General features: G+C 66.9%; 17 protein-coding genes. 5 read left to right on the top strand and 12 right to left on the bottom strand.

Features of this window, described 5'->3' with window-relative positions:
• Positions 1–10: 10 nt before the first annotated feature.
• The 4 genes from ACQR13_RS13630 to ACQR13_RS13615 form a co-directional block, all read right to left on the bottom strand.
• Positions 11–871, bottom strand: coding sequence for an ABC transporter permease (locus tag ACQR13_RS13630; RefSeq protein WP_315750319.1), 861 nt, complete (start codon positions 869–871; stop codon positions 11–13).
• A 2-nt stretch (positions 872–873) separates the two neighbouring features.
• Positions 874–1,905: an ABC transporter permease gene (locus ACQR13_RS13625; protein WP_315750318.1), complete on the bottom strand. Its 1,032-nt coding sequence runs from the start codon at positions 1,903–1,905 to the stop codon at positions 874–876.
• 18 nt (positions 1,906–1,923) lie between these two features.
• A complete protein-coding gene (locus tag ACQR13_RS13620; protein ID WP_315750317.1) occupies positions 1,924–3,543 on the bottom strand; it encodes an ABC transporter substrate-binding protein in 1,620 nt (539 codons plus the stop codon).
• Between the two features lie 113 nt (positions 3,544–3,656).
• Complete coding sequence (locus ACQR13_RS13615; RefSeq protein WP_315750316.1) at positions 3,657–5,072, bottom strand: NAD(P)/FAD-dependent oxidoreductase; 1,416 nt, start codon at positions 5,070–5,072, stop codon at positions 3,657–3,659.
• 210 nt (positions 5,073–5,282) lie between these two features.
• Between ACQR13_RS13615 and ACQR13_RS13610 the strand changes: the two genes are divergently transcribed.
• Positions 5,283–6,179 carry a LysR substrate-binding domain-containing protein gene (locus ACQR13_RS13610; protein ID WP_315750315.1) on the top strand — a complete coding sequence of 299 codons (897 nt, stop codon included), beginning with the start codon at positions 5,283–5,285 and terminating at the stop codon, positions 6,177–6,179.
• 1 nt (position 6,180) lies between these two features.
• Here the strand turns inward: ACQR13_RS13610 and ACQR13_RS13605 are convergent, their stop codons facing one another.
• The 3 genes from ACQR13_RS13605 to hydA form a co-directional block, all read right to left on the bottom strand.
• A complete protein-coding gene (locus ACQR13_RS13605) occupies positions 6,181–6,942 on the bottom strand; it encodes an SDR family oxidoreductase (protein WP_316171556.1) in 762 nt (253 codons plus the stop codon).
• Between the two features lies 1 nt (position 6,943).
• Positions 6,944–7,915: an NAD-dependent epimerase/dehydratase family protein gene (locus ACQR13_RS13600; RefSeq protein WP_316193116.1), complete on the bottom strand. Its 972-nt coding sequence runs from the start codon at positions 7,913–7,915 to the stop codon at positions 6,944–6,946.
• Between the two features lie 198 nt (positions 7,916–8,113).
• Positions 8,114–9,583, bottom strand: coding sequence for a dihydropyrimidinase (gene hydA / locus ACQR13_RS13595; RefSeq protein WP_316193117.1), 1,470 nt, complete (start codon positions 9,581–9,583; stop codon positions 8,114–8,116).
• Positions 9,584–9,711: 128 nt separating this feature from the next.
• Here hydA and ACQR13_RS13590 point away from each other — a divergent pair, with 128 nt between their 5' ends.
• On the top strand, positions 9,712–10,371 hold the full coding sequence (locus tag ACQR13_RS13590; RefSeq protein WP_316193118.1) for an aspartate/glutamate racemase family protein: 660 nt from the start codon (positions 9,712–9,714) through the stop codon (positions 10,369–10,371).
• A gap of 256 nt (positions 10,372–10,627) precedes the next feature.
• On the opposite strand, the gene ACQR13_RS13585 is transcribed toward ACQR13_RS13590, so the two are convergent.
• On the bottom strand, positions 10,628–11,554 hold the full coding sequence (locus ACQR13_RS13585; protein ID WP_434841264.1) for an N-carbamoyl-D-amino-acid hydrolase: 927 nt from the start codon (positions 11,552–11,554) through the stop codon (positions 10,628–10,630).
• 143 nt (positions 11,555–11,697) lie between these two features.
• Positions 11,698–12,927 carry an amidohydrolase family protein gene (locus ACQR13_RS13580; protein ID WP_316193120.1) on the bottom strand — a complete coding sequence of 410 codons (1,230 nt, stop codon included), beginning with the start codon at positions 12,925–12,927 and terminating at the stop codon, positions 11,698–11,700.
• Between the two features lie 256 nt (positions 12,928–13,183).
• On the opposite strand from ACQR13_RS13580, the gene ACQR13_RS13575 reads away from it, so the two are divergent.
• The 3 genes from ACQR13_RS13575 (at position 13,184) to upp (ending at position 16,579) form a co-directional block, all read left to right on the top strand.
• Complete coding sequence (locus tag ACQR13_RS13575) at positions 13,184–14,440, top strand: GTP cyclohydrolase II (RefSeq protein ID WP_315717746.1); 1,257 nt, start codon at positions 13,184–13,186, stop codon at positions 14,438–14,440.
• 14 nt (positions 14,441–14,454) lie between these two features.
• Positions 14,455–15,678, top strand: coding sequence for a URC4/urg3 family protein (locus tag ACQR13_RS13570; protein WP_315750307.1), 1,224 nt, complete (start codon positions 14,455–14,457; stop codon positions 15,676–15,678).
• A gap of 271 nt (positions 15,679–15,949) precedes the next feature.
• Positions 15,950–16,579 (top strand): uracil phosphoribosyltransferase, encoded by a 630-nt coding sequence (gene upp / locus ACQR13_RS13565; protein ID WP_231327004.1) that lies wholly within the window; start codon positions 15,950–15,952, stop codon positions 16,577–16,579.
• Positions 16,580–16,585: 6 nt separating this feature from the next.
• On the opposite strand, the gene ACQR13_RS13560 is transcribed toward upp, so the two are convergent.
• The 3 genes from ACQR13_RS13560 to ACQR13_RS13550 are packed head-to-tail and all read right to left on the bottom strand — an operon-like array spanning position 16,586 to position 19,654.
• Entirely contained in the window at positions 16,586–17,959 is a 1,374-nt protein-coding gene (locus ACQR13_RS13560) for an amidohydrolase family protein (protein ID WP_434862897.1), read from the bottom strand.
• Entirely contained in the window at positions 17,956–18,849 is an 894-nt protein-coding gene (locus ACQR13_RS13555) for a polysaccharide deacetylase family protein (RefSeq protein WP_315750305.1), read from the bottom strand. Before ACQR13_RS13555 ends, ACQR13_RS13560 begins: the two co-directional genes overlap by 4 nt.
• Positions 18,836–19,654, bottom strand: a complete 819-nt coding sequence (locus ACQR13_RS13550; RefSeq protein ID WP_315717750.1) for an ABC transporter substrate-binding protein — start codon at positions 19,652–19,654, stop codon at positions 18,836–18,838. Before ACQR13_RS13550 ends, ACQR13_RS13555 begins: the two co-directional genes overlap by 14 nt.
• Positions 19,655–19,658: the final 4 nt, after the last annotated feature.

Below are 19,658 nucleotides of genomic sequence, written 5' to 3'. Positions count from 1 at the left end.
AATTCGCCCGTCATGTGCGCATCCGGGGATCGAGGATATCGCGCAGGCCGTCGCCGAGCAGATTGAAGCACAGCACCGCGCTCATCAGCGCAAGTCCGGGAAACGCCACCAGCCACCAGCGCCCGGTGGAGATGAAGCGCGCGCCCTCGGCGACCATGATGCCCCATTCCGGCGTCGGCGGCTTGACGCCGAGGCCGATGAAGGAGAGGCCCGCGGCATTGAGGATCGCCCAGCCGAGATTGAGCGACATCTGCACCGCCATCGCCGGCAGCACGTTCGGCAACAGGAAGCGCAGCACGACCGCGACATGGCTCTCGCCGCAGGCCCGCGCGGCCTCGACCCAGCCGAGATTGCGGCGGATGTTCACTTCGGCGCGGGCGAAGCGGATGTAGAACGGCAGATTGATGATCGCGGTCGCGATCACGATGTTCTCGACGCGGTTGCCGAGCGCGGCGACCATCGCCATCGCCAGCACGAACAGCGGGAACGCCATCAGGACGTCGATGAAGCGGCCGACCGCCTTGTCGAGCCGGCCGCCGGCATAGCCGCAGAGTGCACCGATCACCGAGCCGAGCGCGAAGGACACAGCAACCGCCGTCACCGCGATCGTGAGGTCGAGCCGGCTCGCGACGATCAGGCGGCTGAGCACATCGCGACCGAGCTGGTCGGTGCCGAACCAGTGCGCCGCGCTCGGCGGCTGCAGCGCCTGCGGTACGTCGGAGACGACCGGATCATAGGGCGCGAGCCACGGCGCAAAGATCGCGATCAGAGCCAGCAGCAGCGCACCGCCAGCCGCGACGGCGGTGACCGGATTGCCGCGCAGCACGAAGGCAGTGTGGCGCAGGGTCGACGAGGCCTCGATCGTGCTCATGCTCACGCCACCGTCGCCCTGGGATCGGCGATGCCATAGAGTACATCGACCAGCAGATTGACGATCACGAAGATCGTCGCCATCAGCAGCACGAAGCCCTGCACCGGCGCGTAGTCGGAGACCAGCAGCGCATCGAGCGCGTAGGAGGCGACGCCGGGCCAGGAGAACACCTTCTCCACCAGCACATTGGCGCCGAGCATGGTCGAGAACACGATCCCGGCGATGGTGATGACCGGCAGGATCGCGTTCCTCAGCGCATAGGTCACGACGATGCGCCACCACGACAGCCCGACCGAGCGCGCCGTGCGCACGAAGTCGCTGCCGAGCGACACCAGCATCGAGGCGCGGGTGATGCGCGCCAGCGGCGCGATCACGAACAGCGCCATGGTCAGTGCCGGCAGCATCAGCTGCCGGGCCGCCGCCCACCAGCCCTCGACATCGCCGGCGAGCAGGAAGTCGATGATCAGGAAGCCGGTCCGCGACGGCGGCAGTGTGGCGAAGATATCGATGCGGCCCGTGGGGTCCGGCGCCAGGCCGAGCAGATAATAGAACACGTAGATCAGCAGCAGACCGGAGACGAAGGTCGGAACGCAGACGCCGAGCGAGCAGAACAGCCGCACGCCGTGATCGACCAGCGAGCCCGGCCGCAGCGCAGCCAGCACGCCGAGCGGCACCGCCGACACCAGCGCGATCAGCAGCGCCGTCAGGGTCAATTCGAGCGAGGCCGGCAGCCGCTCCTTGAGATCCTTGGCGACCGCCTGCCCGGTCATCATCGAGCGGCCGAGATTGCCGCGGCCGACGTCGTAGAGATAGATCGCGAGCTGGTTCGGCAGCGGCTTGTCGAGCCCGAGCTGCCGGCGGATGACCTCGATCTCCTCCTGGCCGGCATTGGGGCCGGAGGCAAAGAACACGGCCGGATCCCCCGGCAGCACGCGCATCAGCAGGAAGGTGAAGACCAGGACCCCGAACAGCGCCGGCAGCGACGAGACGAAGCGTCGTCCCGCCCGAGCCAAGGTTGCGACGATCGTGCCCATGGTTATCAGCCGTCCCCGTTACTTGCGACTCAGGTTACGATAATCGACCTGCCGCGTGAACTGGTAGACGTAGCCGTCCACCGTCGGCTGCATCACCGCGTCCTGCGCCGCCTGCCAGATCGGGATCTGGAACATCTGGTCGAAATGGATGGCGTTGAGCGCCTTGCCCTGCTCTTCATATTTCGCCTTGTCGGCCTCGAAGCGCGCCTCCTGCGCGATCTTCTCCAGCTCGGCATTGTCAGTCGAGGAATAGTTCCAGCGCTGCTTGCCCGTGTAGAAGTTGCGATAGAAGTAGTCGGTCGAGGGCAGCCAGGCGACGATGCCTTCGGTGAAGAACGGCAGCTTCTTCTCGTTGATCGCGGTCGACATCTGCGCATCCGGCAGCTTCTGGATGTCCACCTTGATGCCGATCTTGGCGAGCGATTCCTTGACCAGCGCGGCCATCGGCTCGGCGGTCGCCGCCTGGCCGACATTGAAGCTGAAGGTGGTGGAGAAGCCGTCCGCCATGCCGGCGTTCTTCAGATAGGCCTTGGCCTTCTCCAGATCGAGCTTGATCGGCTGCGGGATCGGATAGCCGCCGCTCGGCGGCTTGCCGTCGGCCCACGTCGCGCCGTAGAGCGGCGCGCCGCGGCCGAACAAGGCCGCCTTGAACATGTCGTCATAGGGCAGCGCGTAGGCTATGGCGCGACGCACATTGACGTTGTCGAACGGCGGGATGGTGTTGTTCATCGAGATGAAGGTCACCGCGTTGTATTGCGGCGTCGAGATCACCTTCAGCTTGCCCTTGCCTTCGAGCGACTGCACGTCGCTCGCCTGCAGGTCGATGACGAGGTCGGCGTCGCCGCGCTCCACGAGGTTGGCGCGCGTCGCCGGTTCAGGCACCGACTGGATGATCAGGCGCTTGAACGCCGCCGGCTTGTCCGGCGCGCCGCGATTCCAGGCCTCGCTGCGCTTGGCGATCACCTGCTCGCCGGGCTTGAAGGTCTCGACGATGTAGGCACCGCTGCCGGCCGCGTTCTCCTTGGTCCAGTTCAGCGCCCATGGGTCTTCGGCCGTCGCATGCGCCTTGGCGAGCTTGGAGTTGATGATGATCGGATAGACGGTCGCGAGATTCGGCAGCGCCAGCTTGTCCGGCTTCGGCAAGGTCACTTCGAACGTCAGGGGATCAATGACCTTGAACTGATCGGCCGACGTCAGCGAGCCCGTCAGCAGTTGCGCCTTGCCGAGGATTGGCGCGGTGACGCAGCGGTCGAGCGACCATTTGACGTCCTCGGCCGTCACCGGCGAGCCGTCCTGGAACTTGGCGTCGGGGCGCAGCTTGAAGGTGATCTTCAAACCGTCAGAGCTGACCTGATAGGATTCAGCGAGCTCGCCGGTGATCGTGTCGAGATCGAACACCCACTTACCATTGAGCTGCTTGCGGCCGAACGACACCAGCCGGTCGTAGCTCGACATCGACAGCGCGAAGGCCTCGCGCGTCGAGCCCGGAATGTTCGGATCGAGCGTGTTGACGGTGGCACCGGTGACATAGCGCAGAGTCTCGGCGCGGCTCTGCGCATGCGCCGATGGCGCAGCCAGCATCACCGCGAGCAAGGCGGGCGCAGCGAACAACGAACGTTTGGACATCTCGAAACTCATCGCCCTTGTTCCCTCATTGGTCTCAAAATCCGGGACTGAAATACCCTGCCAGCGGTCACCGGCGACGCAAGCACATCAGATGGAAGCGCATCAGATGGGAGTTCAGCAGCAAATCACGTGCCACGGCGCACCTCGGCCTGCTTCACATCGTAGGCCTGGAAGTTGGCCCAATGCTTGTCGATGTCGGCCTTGAACAGCCCGCGCGTCAGCCCATGCACGAGCTTCGGCACCGCGGTGGTCATTGCATTGATGGAAGATCCCGACGCGCCGAAGCTCATCGTCGAGGCAATGGCAAACACATGGACGTCGCGGATCCACGGCGTCCGGCCAGCCACACGCTCGCACAGCGCATAGTCGTCGGCGAGATAGGGAAAGGCGCCAAGCCGGTCGTTGCGCTCGCCGGCATCGGGCGTGTAGCGATCGCACCAACGCGCGATGTTGGCGGCAAAGCGCTGCAGCTCCGGACGCTTTGCGAAGTCCATCGAGATGCCCGTCGCGCTGACCACGAAATCGACTGTGACTTCGCCTTGCGGTGTCCGCAGCACGACTCCCTCTGACGTTTCGCACGCGATCAGCACAGGCGCGCCCTCATGCAGGTGGAACGCAGCATGACGGGCGCAGCGATCATAGGTGTGCTGCGGAAAGCCCTCGCGCAACTCGAGGACCGCGCGCATGAAACGCCAGCGCCAGACGTCGTCGAGTTCGGAGAAATGCCGCAGGAAACCACGGAACGTCAGCCAGCGATAGGGTTGGATCAGTTGGATTTCCGTGCGGCGGCATAGCAGATCGACGCTGTTCGCACCGGATTCGAGCGCAGCCGCCGCATTGTCGAACGCCGAGGCACCGGCCCCGATCACGGCGACGCGGCGGCCGCGCAAGCTGTCGAAATCGATCTCGGCGCCGGAATGGGCGCAGCGCGTTGCGGGCAAATGGCGCAGCGGCTCCGGAATGCTCCAATCGCCCATCCCCTCCTGCCCGGTCGCCAGCACGATCTTGCGGGCATAGATCGTCGTCTCACCATCCTTGCTGCGCAGTGTCGCCTGCAGCAGTCCGTCAGCGGCCGGTGCGATATCGACGACTTCGCAGCCGTTGCGCACGGGAAGGTCGAGCACCTCGCGATACCAGGCGAGATAATCTGCCCAATATTCGCGCGGAATCAGATCAAGATTGCGCCAGCTCTCGCCGCCAAACTTCGCCTCGTGCCACGCCTGATAGGTCAGACAGGGGATGTCGAGATCGGGTCCGGTGAAGTCCTTCGGGCTGCGCAGGGTCGGCATGCGCGCATAGCTGAGCCACGGTCCTTCGCGGCCTGCCTCGGCTTTGTCGAGCACGAGAATGTTGCTGACGCGCGAGCGCAGCAGCGCGAAGGCGGTGGCAAGACCCGATTGGCCGCCGCCGACGATCAGCACATCGCGCGCAGGCCGGCCATCGGGACCGACGACGGGCGTCAGCCATGGCATGCTGGGATGGGCGATCCTGGCAAGATCGCCACGGACCTGGGCCGTCAGCGCGGCGAGGCCATCGCTCATGCCGGGCACCGGAATTGACACGCGCAATCGCGATCGAAACGCTCGCTGTCGCTCACGCTCTCTCCATCAGTCATGTCACCCGGCACGCGAAGCTTAGCAAAGCAGGTCCGGCACCGACCATACCGATTTGTCCGCCGCCCATAACAGCTTGTTATGGGGCGGCAGCGGCGGCTAGAGTCGACAGCCATCCACAGCGAGACAAGAGGTCGCATGCCGCTCAATCTGCGCCAGATCGAGGTGTTCCGCGCGATTATGATGACAGGCTCGATCAGCGGCGCTGCGCGGCTGCTCTCGGTGTCGCAGCCTGCGATCAGCCGGCTGCTGGCCTATACCGAGGATGGCCTCAAGCTCAAGCTGTTCGAGCGCATCAGCGGCCGGGTGCAGCCGACGCCGGAGGCCAAGCGGTTGTTCGCCGAGGTCGAGCACGTCCATCGCGGCGTCGCGCGCATCAACGACCTCGCCGACGAGCTGCGCGCCGGCGGCACGGGCACCATCCGCGTGGTGGCGAGCCCGAGCGCGGCCCACAGCATGGTGCCGGAGGCGCTGGCGCGGCTGCGCGGCCGCTTTCCAGATCTGCGCGTCGAGTTCGAATCGTTGACCCTGCTGGAGATCGTCAGCCGCGTCGGCACAGCCCGCGCCGATCTCGGCATCACTGTGCTGCCGGTCGACGAGCCGACAGTCGCGGCAGAGACGATCGCGGAGGGCGCGCTGCACGTGATCATGCCGGCCGACCATGCCCTGACGAGGCTGCGCAGCATCAGGCCGAAGGACATGCTGCCCTATCCGCTGGTCGGCTTCGGCCCGCAGACGCCTTATGGTCACATCGTCACGTCGGCCCTGGCCGGCGGCCCGGAGCCGACCACGATCGTGCGCTACACGCCCGACGCCTGCGCCATGGCCCGCGCCGGCGCGGGCCTTGCCGTGGTCGACCAATTCGTGCTGCGCGGCCGCGCCTGGCCCGACCTCGCGGCACGGCCACTCGCACCGAAGATTCCGATGCGCGCGTATCTCCTGACGCCTCGCTTCGAGCCGCTGTCTCGCAACGCGGCCGCGCTTGCGGACATTTTGCGCGGGCGCGATCGGAAGTCCGGCACGGCCAGGCGTTGAGCTACGCCGCGAGCCAGCCGCCATCCACCGGCAGCACGATGCCGGTCGTGAACGACGCCTCGTCGCTGGCCAGGAACAGCGCGGCGGCGGCGACCTCGTCGGCCGCGCCAAAGCGCTTCATCGCGTGGCGCTGGCGCGAGGCCTCGCGCACCGGCTCCGGATCGACGTGGCGCGCAAAGCTCCGGCGCAGCAGCGGCGTGTCGATCGCACCCGGCGCCAGCGCATTGACGCGGATGCCGTCGGTAGCGAAGTCGACCGCCATGGTGCGGGTCAGGCTGATGATCGCGCCCTTGGCGGCGATATAGGCGCTATTGCCTTTGCCGCCGGCGACCGCAAGCTGCGATGCCACGGTGATGATCGACCCGGCCTTCTGCTTCTGCATGATCGGCACCGCGACCTTCGCCCACAGCCAGGTGCCGCCGACATTGGCGCGGAACACCGCGTCCCAATCCATGGGATCGGTCGTGACCACGGTGCCGCCGCAGGAGAAGCCGGCAGCGGTCATCAGCACATCCAGCCGGCCGCGCGCGGCTGCCACGCTCTCGACCGTCGCCTTTGCAAAATCCGCATCACCGACATCGCCGACATACACGCGGCCCTGGCCTCCGGCCTTGGCCAGGAGCAACAGGGTTTCCTCCGCGCCTGCCGCGTCGCGGTCGACCAGCGCAACATAAGCGCCCTCGCGCGCGAACATGACGGCGCTGGCGCGGCCGATGCCGGAGCCGCCGCCGGTGATGACCGCGACCTTCGCCTTGAGCCTCATCTCAGTCTCTCCCGTACTGATCGAACCAGCGGCCGAAATGCTCGGCCGATGCCGCGCAGTCGAAGCGCGCGCGCCAGCCGAACTCCTCGGCCAGTCGCGTCGTCGACAGCCGGCCGCGGCTCGGCGCGAACACAGGCACCGTGGGCGTCTCGCCCTGCTCCGCGAGCCGGCAGACGAAGCAGGGGCGGCCTTGCGCGAAGGCGCGGCCCCAGGCCTCGGCTGTAAACGTGGCTACGCTGGAGATGTTGTAGAGCGTGTGCTGCGGCCTCTCGGCTTCCAGCAACCGGTAGACGGCGTCGGCGACGTCGACCGCATAGACCCAGTCCTTGTCGCCCGGCTCGTTCAGCAGCGCCGGCGCATTGCGCGCGCAACAGGCCGCGATCAGCGCCTGCGGCGATGGCGTGTCGCGCACGCCGCCGCCGCGCTCGAACGGGCCGAACACGGCCGACAGACGCACGCTGATCACGTCGGTTTGCCACAGGTCCGACAGCCGCGCCGCGACGCGCTCAGAGGCGAACTTGCTGATCGCATAGAGCGACACCGGCTCGCACGGCGTGCTCTCCTCCAGCACGGCAAAGCGCTGACCGCTGGCGCCGTAGGACGCCGCCGAGGACAGGTTGATGACGCGGCGGATGCCGCTGCGCCGCGCCGCCTGCAGGATCGGCACCTGCGCCAGCAGATTGACCGCGAGGATGCGCTCGGGGTCGGATGCGTCACGCTCCGGACCGGCGGTGATCGCGGCGCCCATGACAACGGCATCGCAGCCGCTGGCGATCGCGGCCGCAACAGCGCTCGCATCGGTGACGTCGCCCTGCACGAGGTGCAGACGCTCGCAATACGGCGCAAAGGCGCGCTCCGCCGCGTTCGGCAGAGCCGCTGCATCGAAGACCGTCGCGGCATGGCCGCGCTCCAGCAGGCCTTGCGCGATGTTGAGCCCGACGAAGCCGGCGCCGCCGAAGATCAGGACATGCATCAAGGAGGTCCTCGCATGGACAGCGATCGACGAGGGGCATTCAGCTCTCGCCCCACGTCATGGCCTGGCGCCGTCCCGGCCATCCACGTCCGGCGGCATCCCGGGAAGCACGTGGATGCCCGGCTCGAGCCCGGGCATGACGGCGGAGAGCGGAGCGACCGCGTCAACATGATCAGCTACTCCAACAGCTCTTCGCGTCTAGAGCAGCTTCGCCCCAAAATTCTGCTCCGGGTCCATATCCGCGACCAGGCGCCCCGTCGGCTTCGCAGCCTCGCCGCCGCTGCGGGCGAGGAACTGGCCGGAGCCGGGCGCGGCCGACAGTCTGCCGTTGTCAATGATGACGCGGCCGCGCGACAGCACGGTCACCGGCCAGCCCTGCACGCTGCGCCCCGCGAACGGCGTGTAGCCGGCGAGGTCGTGCATGGCGGCATCGCTGATCGTGACGTGCTTGTCCGGATCCCACAGCGCGATGTCGGCATCGGCGCCGATCGCGATCGCGCCCTTCCTCGGATGCAGATTGTAGATCTTGGCCGGCGCCGTCGCCGTGAGCTCGACGAACTTGTTGAGGCCGAGCCGGCCCTTTGACACCATCGCATCGAACAGCAGCGGCAGCCGCAGCTCCAGGCCCGGCAGGCCGTTGGCGATCTGCTTGAAGTTGGGGTTGGAGCCGGCGCGCAGCTTGCCGGTCTCGTCGAAGCGATACGGCGCGTGATCGGAGGAGATGGTCTGCAAATCGCCGAGCGACAGCGCCTGCCACAGCGCCTCCTGGTCGGGCGCGCGGCGCGGCGGCGGGCTGCACATCCACTTCGCGCCCTCGATGCCGGGCTTGTCGAGATCCTCGGCCGTCATGAACAGGTATTGCGGACAGGTCTCCGCGAACACCTTCAGCCCCTGCCCGCGCGCATCGCGGATCACCTTGGCGCCTTCCGCGGTCGAGACGTGGAAGATCATGATCGGCTGATCGACGAGGGCGGCCATGCCGATCAGGCGGTTGAACGCCTCGGCCTCGGAGAACCGCGCGTGGCTGATGGCGTGGTATTTCGGCGCGGTGTAGCCGCGCGACAGCAACCGCTTCACCATCCAGGAGATGATGCCATGGTTCTCGGCGTGCGCGCACAGCATGGCGCCGCCCTCGCGCGCGGCGACGAGAATGTCGAGCAGCGGCTCGTCGTCGATCTTGAGCCGGTCGTAGGTCATGAAGATCTTGATCGAGCCGTGGCCCTGGCGGATCAGCGCCGGCAGGTCGCGCTCCAGCGTCTCCCTGGTCGGATCGGCGACGATCATGTGGAACGCGTAGTCGATCACGGCACCCTTGCGCGCCAGCGCGTGATAGTCCTCGACCACCTGCGGCAACTGCATGCCGACATGCTGGGCCGCGAAGGAGATCACGGACGTGGTGCCACCGAACGCGGCCGACCTGGTGGCGCTCTCGAACGTGTCGGCGTTGACGATCCCTGCCGCCGAGAGCTGCTCGATATGGCAATGGCTGTCGACGCCGCCGGGCAGCACATATTTGCCGCGCGCGTAGATCTCGCGCTTCGCCGGGCCGAGGCCGCGGCCGATCGCCGCGATGGTCTCGCCTGTGATGGCGACATCGGCCTCGAACGTATCGGTGGTGGTGGCGACGCGCCCGCCTCGGATGATCAGGTCATAGGCCGGCTCGGTCATCGCGATCTCCTAGTTCTGCCAGATGGAACGCCGTGGACGCGAGGTGACCGCATCGGCCCCATTGCGTCAGCCGTGGCATAGTGGTTGCCTGTCACGCGCCGTCAACACTGAAGAAGCAGGTAGCTCCCATGTCCCGCCCGCGCATCACCGTGATCAATCCGAACTCCAACCAGGTGGTCACCGACGGCTTGGCGGCGGCGCTCAAGCCGCTGATGTTCGCCGACGGACCGGAGATCGTCTGCGAGACCTTGAAGGAAGGTCCCTACGGCATCGAGAGCCAGAAGGATGCCGACAGCGTCACCCTGCCGCTGCGGCGTTTCGTCGAGGGCGACAACGCATCCAGCGCGTTCGTGATCGCCTGCTACAGCGACCCTGGCCTGCACGTCTGCCGCGAGGCCACGGCACGGCCGGTGCTCGGCATCGCCGAATGCGGCGTGCTCACTGCACTGACTCGCGCCGATACGTTCGGCGTGCTCGCCATCGCGCAGCGCTCGATCCGCCGCCACATCCGCTATCTCCGCCAGATGGGCTTGATGGATCGGTTGGCCGCGGAGCGCCCGCTGGACATGACCGTGGCGGAGACGGCGTCAGGCGAAGGTACTTTGGCGAAGATGATTGCTGTCGGCCGCGCGCTGAAGGAGGAGGACGGCGCCGGTGCCATCGTCATGGGCTGCGCCGGCATGGCACGGCATCGCAAGAACCTGGAGGACGCGCTGGGAATTCCGGTGATCGATCCGACCCAGGCCGCAGTGACCATGGCGCTCGGCGCGGTGGCGTTTGCGGGGTGAGTGGTTCGCACATCCGTCGTTTGCCCCTGCACGGACCTGCCCGGCCGGCCATCTCACACTCCGCTGTCGTCCCGGCCTTGAGCCGGGACCCATAGCCGCCGGCCGACGTGAGGCAGGCAACTGTCAGCTCCGTTCCTCGATAGCTTCCGCGGTATGGGTCCCGGCGTTCGCCGGGACGACACTGTTTGTGTAGCGGCGCTGGTGCCTGACAATGCAACTGCTGATCAGCGTGGTCAGGCCCACTCTCTCTCCTGCCTCACTCCGGCGGCACCGCGCCCGTGCGGCTGGTGATCAGCCCGTAATGCTCGATCCGCCGATGCCTTGCGAAATCGAAGATCGTCTGCTTGCCGAACCGCGTCGCATCGAGATCGCAGGGTGCGACCAGCACCTCGTCGCCTTCCGTCACCGCCTCCGCGACGATCTCGCCGTCGGGATTGACGATCAGGCTGCCACCGATCAGGTGATGACCGTCCTCGACGCCGGCCTTCGCGACCGCGACGACCCAACACGAGTTGTGATAGGCGCCGGCCTGCGCGGAGAGCCGGTTGTGGAACAGGCGCTGCTGCAGTCCCTCGGCCGATTTCAATGAGTTCACCGACGGCGTGTTATAGCCGATCAGCACCAGCTCGACGTCCTGCAGCCCCATGACGCGATAGGTCTCCGGCCAACGGCGATCGTTGCAGATCGCCATGCCGATAATGCCATCGAGACTGCGCCAGACGGGAAAGCCGAGATCGCCCGGCTCAAAATAGCGCTTCTCCAGATGCTGGTGGCTGCGCTCCGGCTCGAACTCCTCGTGGCCGGGCAGATGCACCTTGCGATACTTGCCGACGACGTTGCCGGCGCGGTCGGTGAGAACTGCCGTGTTGTAGTGGTGCCCGTCCGGTGTCAGCTCGGCATAGCCGAGATACATGGCCATCTGATGCTGCGCGGCGCGATCGAACAGCGGCTGCACGGCCGCATTGGGCATCTCGCGCTCGAACCAGCTGTCGACTTCGGCCTGATCCTCCATGTACCAGCGTGGAAAAAACGTGGTCAGCGCCAGCTCCGGGTAGACGATCAGGTCGGCGTCCTTGCGCTTGGCCTCGTCCATCAGTGCGATCATGCGCGCGACGACCGCCTCGTGGCTGTCAGCGCGCTGAATCGGTCCCATCTGGGCGGCGGCGACGTTGATCACGCGCATTGCAGAACTCCTATCCGGACTCCGACGTCATTGCGAGCGAAGCGAAGCAATCCAGGGCTACACGAGGACTCTGGATTGCCTCGTCGCTTCGCTCCTCGCAATGACGAATGTGGCGACAGCGTCATGCAACACCCCTCATCGTTTCACCCCGGCCGGTACAGCACCGGCCGCGTCCGCGAGAACGACGGCCGGCCGCGCTTGAGGCCCCAGAGCGGCTGCGCCAGGGTCGCCACGGCCTCGGTCGGCGTCGCCGCATCGATGCAGACGAGATCGGCCGGCGCGCCGACCTCGATGCCGTAGTCATCGAGCCGCATCAGCCGCGCCGCGTCGTGCGTGACCATGTCGAGACACCCCGCAAGATGATCCGGCCGCGAGACGTGGCAGACGTTGGCGTAGAGGTTCGCCATCCGGATCAGCGAGCCGTCGCCATACGGCGTGAACGGGTTCAGCACGTTGTTGGTCGAGAGCGAGCAGGTCACCCCTTGCGCGCGCAGCGGCTCCAGCGGGACCACGCCGCGCGGGATCGCATGATCGTGCCGGCGCCCCATCAGATGCAGGTCGGTCGAGGGCAGCACGGTGACTGCGACGCCGGCATTGGCGAGCTGCGTTGCGATCGCGTCGAAACGCTCCGGCGGCAGCAGCGACAGCTGCGTGACGTGGCCGACCGCGACGCGTCCGCCCCAGCTGTATTCCTCCGTCTTGCGGCAGACATATTCGATCTGCATGTGATCGAGCGTCTCGGCAAGATCGAGATGCATGTCGATGTCGACGTCGCGGTCACGCGCGATCGCGAAGATGCGGTCGATCTGCGCCGGCGGGTCGGTGTCGAAATACGGGGCGGCGCCGATGGTGCGTGCGCCGCGGCGCAGGCCCTCGATCAAGAGCTCCTCGGTGCCCGGATAGTTGGTGAGCCCTTCCTGCGGAAACACGCAGATCTCGAGGTCGAGCGCCCAGGCATAGTCGCGCGCGAGCTGCTGGATCGCCTCGAAGCCGATGAAGCCGATGCCGGGATCGAGCTCGACATGGGTGCGCATCCGCATCGTGCCGTGGCTGACGCAGCGTTCAACGGTCCGCTTCGCCCTGTCATAGACATCGTCGGCCGTGAAGTTGCGCTTGGCGGCCGCAGTCTCGCGCACCGCCTCTGCCACGGTCCCTTCCCTGATCGTGCAGCGGTCGAGGATGCAGGTCTTGTCGAGATGGATGTGCGTCTCGATGAAGCCGGGCACGACGAGGCAGTTCTCGGCATCGCGCTGTTCGCCGTCGGCCTGCAATGACGGCGCGATCGCCACGATGGTGCCGTCGGAAATTCCGATATCGGCCCGGCGCAGCTCACTGTGCTGCGCCAGCACCGCATTGCGAATGATCAGGTCCATGCCGCCGTTGCCGTCGAGAATTCCAGATGCGCGCCAAGCTGGCGGCGCCGCCTGCAAAAGGCAAGCGCCATGCCAGGGCCTGACGCCGCGGGACCGCCGACCGGGATCCGAAACCATTCGTTTACAAATAACCGGCCACCCGGGACCACTTGTTTGGCGGGGAAAAACTGCTATATTGGTGCATGGAAAACGTGAACGCGTTCTGCTCAGGCCCGTCGTCAAGGCGGGCCGTTGCCGTTTTGGGGGTGGCTGTCCGATGACTCGCTCCAACCGTACGGATCACATCCGCCTGACCTCGCACCCGGTGCCAGGCGCCAAGCATAATTTCCCGCTCCACTGGGGCGCCGAAAGCGCACGCGAGCGCGGACCCGTGATCGGCACGGTATCACGTCCGCAGGACCGCAACGTGATCGGCAGCCATGGCGGTTCCTACACGGTCTACCGCGCGCTCGCGGTATCATCTGGTGCGCTCGACCCGATCCGCCGCCCCGATCTCACCAACACCCATCCCGCCGCCACGATCGGCCCGTTCGCGCAGTGGCGAGAGCCGGCGAAGATCGTCGCACTCGATCCCTGGGGTCATCTGGTGGCCGAGAATTTCGGCGGCGAGATCGCGGAAGGAATCGATATCCGGCCGACGATCGCCGTGACCAAGGCGCGGATCGAGCTTCCTGAGTTGCATGCGGCGCTCGCGGCCAAGCGCCTCGTTCATGACGGCGACGTCGTGCATGCCAATGGCAGCGTCTCCGTGGTGAAGATCGCGATCGACCCGGTGTGGTACCTGCCCGGCGTGGCCGCGCGCTTCGGCACCAGCGAGACCAGTCTGCGCCGCGGCCTGTTCGAGCAGACCGGCGGCATGTATCCGGAGCTGGTGACCCGGCCCGACCTGCAGGTATTCCTGCCGCCGATCGGCGGCACCACGGTCTATCTGTTCGGCGACGTCGACAAGCTCAATGACAGCCGGACGAAGATCACATGTCGCGTGCATGACGAGTGCAACGGCTCCGACGTGTTCGGCTCCGACATCTGCACCTGTCGCCCGTATCTGATCCACGGTATCGAAGAATGCGTTGCGGCCGGGCAGAACGGCGGCCTCGGCATCATCGTCTACAACCGCAAGGAAGGCCGCGCGCTCGGCGAAGTGACGAAGTTCCTGGTCTACAATGCGCGCAAGCGCCAGGAGGACGGCGACGCCGCGGCGGCCTATTTCGAGCGCACCGAATGCGTCGCCGGCGTGCAGGATGCGCGCTTCCAGCAGTTGATGCCCGACGTCATCCACTGGCTCGGCGTCAAACGCATCGACCGCTTCATCTCGATGAGCGACATGAAGCATGACGCGCTGGTGGGCCAGGGTGTCGACATCGTCGAGCGCGTGCCGATCCCCGACGAGCTGATCCCGGCGGATGCCCATGTCGAGATCGCGGCCAAGAAGGCCGCCGGCTATTTCTCGCTGGAGCCGCAGAAGCCCGAGGCGCTCGGCGACACCGTCGGCCGACCGCTCGAAAAGTACTAGCGCAGCGGCTGATCATGACCGACGTTTCATATCTCCTGTCCGCCCGCGCAGTGCGCGAGCGGGCGCATCAGCTGCTTGCGCTCGGTCTCGCCGACAAGCTGCCGCACTTCCGCATCGATCTCGCAAAGCTCGATGCGATTGCCGATCTCGTGCTCGACGTGACCCGCAGGGCCTATCCCGATGGCGAGGTGCCGTTCCACTCGCGCTGGCGGCATTTCGTGGTCGGCGGTGTCGATCGCTGGGCCGCGATCGCCGACAAAGTGAATTGGCCGAATGCGGCTTCACGGGCGCGCGCCGAGTTCGATCTCGCCATCACCAGCGTGCTGCTCGACGCCGGCGCCGGCGCGGCGTGGCGCTATCAGGATGCCGTGACCGGCGCGCGCATCGGCCGCTCCGAAGGGCTGGCACTGGCGAGCCTCGACATGTTCGCACGCGGTGCGTTTTCGACCGATGCAAGCCATCCGCTGCGGGCCGACGCCGCGAAGCTGCAGCACATCATCGTCGCCGATCTCGAACGCGGCTTCCAGGTGAGCGCCGACAATCCGCTGGTCGGACTCGAAGGCCGCGTTGCGCTGCTGCGCCGGCTAGGCGAGGTCACGGCTGCAAAGCCGGATATCTTCGGTCGGAAAGATACCCCACGTCCCGGCGGTCTGTTCGATCAGCTCGCCGCCGGTGCGACCGGCGGCCACCTCCAGGCCGCTGACATTCTGCAGCAGGTGCTGCTGCAGCTCGGCCCGATCTGGCCGTCGCGGCTGACGCTGCAAGGCATCGCGCTCGGCGACTGCTGGCGCCATGCTTCCCTGGTCACCGATGACGCGACCAGCGGTCTCGTCCCATTGCACAAGCTGTCGCAATGGCTGAGCTATTCGCTGATCGAACCGCTGCAGCGCGCCGGCCTCGTGGTCGAGAACATCGACGGCCTTACGGGACTCGCCGAATACCGCAATGGCGGCCTGTTCGTCGACGGCGGCGTGCTGGTGCTGCGCGATCCCGCCGATGCCGCGCGGGCGCATGCCGTTGATTCCCCGCTGGTGGTGGAATGGCGCGCGCTGACCGTCGCCCTGCTCGATCGCCTGGCCGCGCTGATCCGCCAGCGCACCGGCCAGACGGCGGAACAGCTGCCCTTGGCGCGCATCCTCGAAGGCGGCAGCTGGGCTGCCGGCCGCAAGCTCGCCTTCGCCCGCCGCCCGGACGGCTCGCCGCCGCTGACCATCCTCAGCGACGGCACGGTGTTTTAAGAGGTGTTTGGTAGCCTTGCTTCATAACAGCCGACGTCATTGCGAGCGAAGCGACTTGTCCGCCATAGCCCGAAGGGCGACGGCGGAAGCAATCCAGGGCCCGGAAGAAAGTCTGGATTGCTTCGTCGCTTCGCGCCTCGCAATGATGCGATTCATAAGTTGCGCGTAGGGTGGGCAAGGCGCAGCGTGCCCACCATTCCAAGCTGAGCTAGTATCAGGTGGGCACGGCGCTTCGCGCCTTTGCCCACCCTACGCTTTGGAGATGAAAGCCATGGAAGGCGTCACGGTCGTCGATCATCCGCTGGTGCAGCACAAGCTGACCTTGATCCGCGACAAGTCGATCTCGACCAAGTCGTTCCGCGAGCTCTTGAAGGAGATCGGCATGCTCCTGTGCTACGAGGTCACGCGCGACCTGCCGCTCACGGAGGTCGAGATCGAGACGCCGCTGGCGCGAATGCAGTCGGCCAAGATCGCCGGCAAGAAGCTGGTGTTCGTGCCGGTGCTGCGCGCCGGCGTCACCTTCGTCGACGGCATGCTCGATCTGGTGCCGACCGCCCGCGTCGCCCATATCGGCCTGTATCGCGAGCCGCAGACCTTCACCGCCGTCGAGTATTTCTTCAAGGCGCCGTCCGACCTGCACGAGCGCCTCGCCGTCGTGGTCACGCCGGTGCTGGCGACCGGCAACAGCGCAGTCGCCGCGGTCGACCGGCTCAAGGAGCGCGGCGCCAAGGATATCCGCATGGTCTGCATGATCGCGGCGCCCGAGGGCGTCGAGCGCGTCCGCGGCCTGCATCCCGATGTCGCACTGTGGACCGCCGCGATCGACGACGGCCTCGACGACGACGCCTTCATCGTTCCCGGCCTCGGCGACGCCGGCGACCGCGCCTACGGCACGCGGTAGCAGCATTCAGCCGGCGAATGCGGCCTCCGCCTCCGGCAGCGCCCAGATCCTCTCGATCGCGGCAGTCCCTGCGGCGGTGATGGCAGCCTCGTCACCGTGGAGATAGCGGCCGTCGTGGATCAGCAGCCGGCCGTCGATCATCACCTGGTCGATGTTGGCGCGGTTCGCGAGCGCGATCAGGCCGCGACGCGGGTCGTGTAGCGGCTGAAGATGTGGATGCGTCATGTCGACGACGGTGAGGTCGGCGGTCGCGCCCGGCGCGATGACGCCGAGATCGTCGCGCTTGATCATGGCGGCGGCCGTCGTGGTGACGGCGTCGATCAGTTCCGGCGCGCTCGCCGTCTCGGCGCTTCCCAGCGCGATCTTCGAGATCATCGACGCCGCGTTGAGCTCGCCGAGCAGATCCATGTTGTAGCCGTCGGTGCCGACCGCGGTGCGGACGCCATGCGCGGCGAAGCGGCCGAAGGCGGCGGTGACTCCGGCGCGCGCGAACACGCGCGGGCAGTTCAGCACGCCGGCACCACGCGCCGCCATCAGCGCAAGGTCCGCATCGGTCGACGCGTGGCAATGCGCCGCCAGCAGATCGGGTCCGAGCAGGCCGAGCCAGTCGAGATATTCGGCCGGGGTGCGGCCGCCATGGCGCTGCGCGATCGTCGCGACCTCGCCCGCGCTCTGCGCCATGTGCGTGGTGATGGGAACGCCGAGCTCGCGCGCCCGGCTGGCAGCCGCGCGCAACAGATCCGGTCCGCAGGTATCGGTCGCGTGCGGGCTCATCGCAAGCCGGATGCGCCCGTCGCCCTGGCCGTGCCAGCGCTGATGGAGCGCATTCCAGACCGCCATGTCGGCCTCGCCGTCATCGCCGGCGTAAGTCACGACGCCGGAGGCATCCGCCTTGGCATCTGATGTCGAGAACAGATAGGGCGCGCCATAGAAGCGCAGGCCCATCTCGAGAGCCGCATCGAACAGCTCCGGGATCGTGTTGCGGAACGGCTCCATCACCGTGGTGGCGCCGCCCTTCAGGAGCTGCAGCACCCCCATGCGGCCGATCGCCAGCCGCTCCTCCACCGAAAGGATCTCGGCCCCGCGCTTGGACAGCGGCAGCAGCACGGTGTAGACGATGCTCTTGTTGTTGCGCCGGCCGTTGCCGTCCTCGGTGAGCGTGCGTGCGATCGCCTCGCTGAAGATGTGGTTGTGCAGGTTCAACAGGCCCGGCAGCACGAAGCGACCCGGACGATCGAACATCTCGTCCGCCGCCGGCCGATCACGCGTCACGGCCGCGATGCGCCTGCCCTCGACCAGCACCCAGTGATCGCGCAGGACGTCCTGCGCGCCGTCCTTGCGCGTCAGCACGTAGCTGCCGAAGATCGCCGTCGTACTCATGCGTCCTTCGCTTCCGCCGCCTCATGGCGCTGGTAGTTCGCCGCGATCTCGGCTCCGGTCGTGATCCACACGTCCCGGCACGATTTGGCGTAGGTCAGGAACTCGCGCAGCAGCCGGAAGCGCATCGGCCGGCCCGAGACCTGCGGATGCAGCACGGTCGTCACCATCGCGCCCCAATCGCGGACTTCGTCCAGCTCATCCTTCCACATCGACAGCACGTGCTCTTTCGGAAAGATCGAGCGCGGCGAGAACCGCGCCGACAGGCCGTGCATCCAGTCGTCATAGCTCGCGGTCACCGGGATTTCGATCGTGCCCGGCGAGCCGGAGGCCAAGCGATGGCGATAGGGCCTGACGTCATCGCGGAACGAGGAGGTGTAGACGATGCCCTGGCGCACCAGCGCTGTCAGCAGCTCCTCGCAGAACTCGCCGAACGGCGCGCGGTAGCCGATCGGCCGGATTCCGAGCCGGCGCTGGATCGCCTCGAAGCCGCGCTCGATCTCCTCGACGATGAAGGGATCGCCGGGATCCGGCAGCAGATGGTGATAGCCGTGATGGCCGATCTCGTGGCCCGCCTTCAGCACCGCTTCCGCCATCGCCGGATGCGCATCGACCGCCCATCCCGTGATGAAGAACGTCGCCTTGAGATCGAGCTCGGCGAGCAGCTCGAGAAGCTTCGGCGTGCCGACGCGCGCCTCGAAGCCGCCGAAGCTCATCGTGACCAGACGCGCCGCATGCGCGGGATCCTTCGAGGTCCAGGCGCTCTCGGCGTCGATGTCGAACGAAAGGAACATCGCCGCTCTGTGCGGCGCAGGCCATGGATAGTCCGGCGCCGGCGGCGCGGTGTTGGCGGGAACGACCGGGATTCCCGCGAGCGCCTTACTGTCCAGCATTGATCAGCACCTTCTCGATTCCATTGTCGCTCAGCTTCCACTTCGCCAGCAGCGCCTTGTAGCTGCCGTCGGCAATCAGGCCCTCCAGCGCGGCGCGCAGCGCCTCGCGCAGTTCGTCCGCCTTCACCGGCGTCGCCAGCCCCGTATATTGGTACGCGATGGGCGTGCCGACCGGCACGTAAGTGTTCGGCTCGAGATCCATGATGTAGGGCAAGGTCTCGTTGCCCTGCACGGCGGCGTCGATGCGGCCCTGCTTGAGCTGCGTGCGGGCGTCGGCCGAGCCCTCGGTGCCGACGAACTCGATTCCGCTCGCGCCGCAGTTCTTCTCGCTCCAGGCGGCGATGTCCTTCGGGAACATCGTGCGCCTGGAGGCGCCGACCCTCTTGCCGCACAGCGCCGTCGGCTCCTTGAACTCGCTGGCGCGCGAAGCCTGCACGAAGAATCGCGGACCGCTGCGCAGGTAGTCGATGAAGGTCGCGGTATCCTGCCGGCTCTTGTAGTCGGTCATGCCGGTCAGGATGATGTCGAAACGCTGCGTGGCGAGGCCCGGCATCAGCTGGTCGAAGCTGGTCTCCTGCCACACCGCGTTGACGCCGAGCTTCTTGGCCAGCGCCTCGCCGAGCTCGACGTCGAAGCCGGTCAGGGTCGCGGTGGCCGGATCCTTGAACTCCATCGGCGGATAGTTCGGCACCACCGCGATGCGCAGGCCGTTCTGCTTGATCTCGGCCGGCAGCTCGGCGGCGAGAGCCGCGCCCGCCACGGCCGCGCTCATGAGCCCAGCCAACACGATCGACTTCAATTCCATCACC

The sequence above is a fragment of the Bradyrhizobium sp. HKCCYLRH3059 genome (genome assembly GCF_051168035.1).
Taxonomy (GTDB): domain Bacteria; phylum Pseudomonadota; class Alphaproteobacteria; order Rhizobiales; family Xanthobacteraceae; genus Bradyrhizobium.
This window is presented reverse-complemented; position numbering and strand designations above follow the sequence as displayed.

Bases quoted from the DNA above. Each gene is read 5' to 3' on its own strand.
- ACQR13_RS13630 (WP_315750319.1), bottom strand. From the start codon at position 871: ATGAGCACGATCGAGGCCTCGTCGACCCTGCGCCACACTGCCTTCGTG.
- ACQR13_RS13625 (WP_315750318.1), bottom strand. From the start codon at position 1,905: ATGGGCACGATCGTCGCAACCTTGGCTCGGGCGGGACGACGCTTCGTC.
- ACQR13_RS13620 (WP_315750317.1), bottom strand. From the start codon at position 3,543: ATGAGTTTCGAGATGTCCAAACGTTCGTTGTTCGCTGCGCCCGCCTTG.
- ACQR13_RS13615 (WP_315750316.1), bottom strand. From the start codon at position 5,072: ATGAGCGATGGCCTCGCCGCGCTGACGGCCCAGGTCCGTGGCGATCTT.
- ACQR13_RS13610 (WP_315750315.1), top strand. From the start codon at position 5,283: ATGCCGCTCAATCTGCGCCAGATCGAGGTGTTCCGCGCGATTATGATG.
- ACQR13_RS13605 (WP_316171556.1), bottom strand. From the start codon at position 6,942: ATGAGGCTCAAGGCGAAGGTCGCGGTCATCACCGGCGGCGGCTCCGGC.
- ACQR13_RS13600 (WP_316193116.1), bottom strand. From the start codon at position 7,915: ATGCATGTCCTGATCTTCGGCGGCGCCGGCTTCGTCGGGCTCAACATC.
- hydA (WP_316193117.1), bottom strand. From the start codon at position 9,583: ATGACCGAGCCGGCCTATGACCTGATCATCCGAGGCGGGCGCGTCGCC.
- ACQR13_RS13590 (WP_316193118.1), top strand. From the start codon at position 9,712: ATGTCCCGCCCGCGCATCACCGTGATCAATCCGAACTCCAACCAGGTG.
- ACQR13_RS13585 (WP_434841264.1), bottom strand. From the start codon at position 11,554: ATGCGCGTGATCAACGTCGCCGCCGCCCAGATGGGACCGATTCAGCGC.
- ACQR13_RS13580 (WP_316193120.1), bottom strand. From the start codon at position 12,927: ATGGACCTGATCATTCGCAATGCGGTGCTGGCGCAGCACAGTGAGCTG.
- ACQR13_RS13575 (WP_315717746.1), top strand. From the start codon at position 13,184: ATGACTCGCTCCAACCGTACGGATCACATCCGCCTGACCTCGCACCCG.
- ACQR13_RS13570 (WP_315750307.1), top strand. From the start codon at position 14,455: ATGACCGACGTTTCATATCTCCTGTCCGCCCGCGCAGTGCGCGAGCGG.
- upp (WP_231327004.1), top strand. From the start codon at position 15,950: ATGGAAGGCGTCACGGTCGTCGATCATCCGCTGGTGCAGCACAAGCTG.
- ACQR13_RS13560 (WP_434862897.1), bottom strand. From the start codon at position 17,959: ATGAGTACGACGGCGATCTTCGGCAGCTACGTGCTGACGCGCAAGGAC.
- ACQR13_RS13555 (WP_315750305.1), bottom strand. From the start codon at position 18,849: ATGCTGGACAGTAAGGCGCTCGCGGGAATCCCGGTCGTTCCCGCCAAC.
- ACQR13_RS13550 (WP_315717750.1), bottom strand. From the start codon at position 19,654: ATGGAATTGAAGTCGATCGTGTTGGCTGGGCTCATGAGCGCGGCCGTG.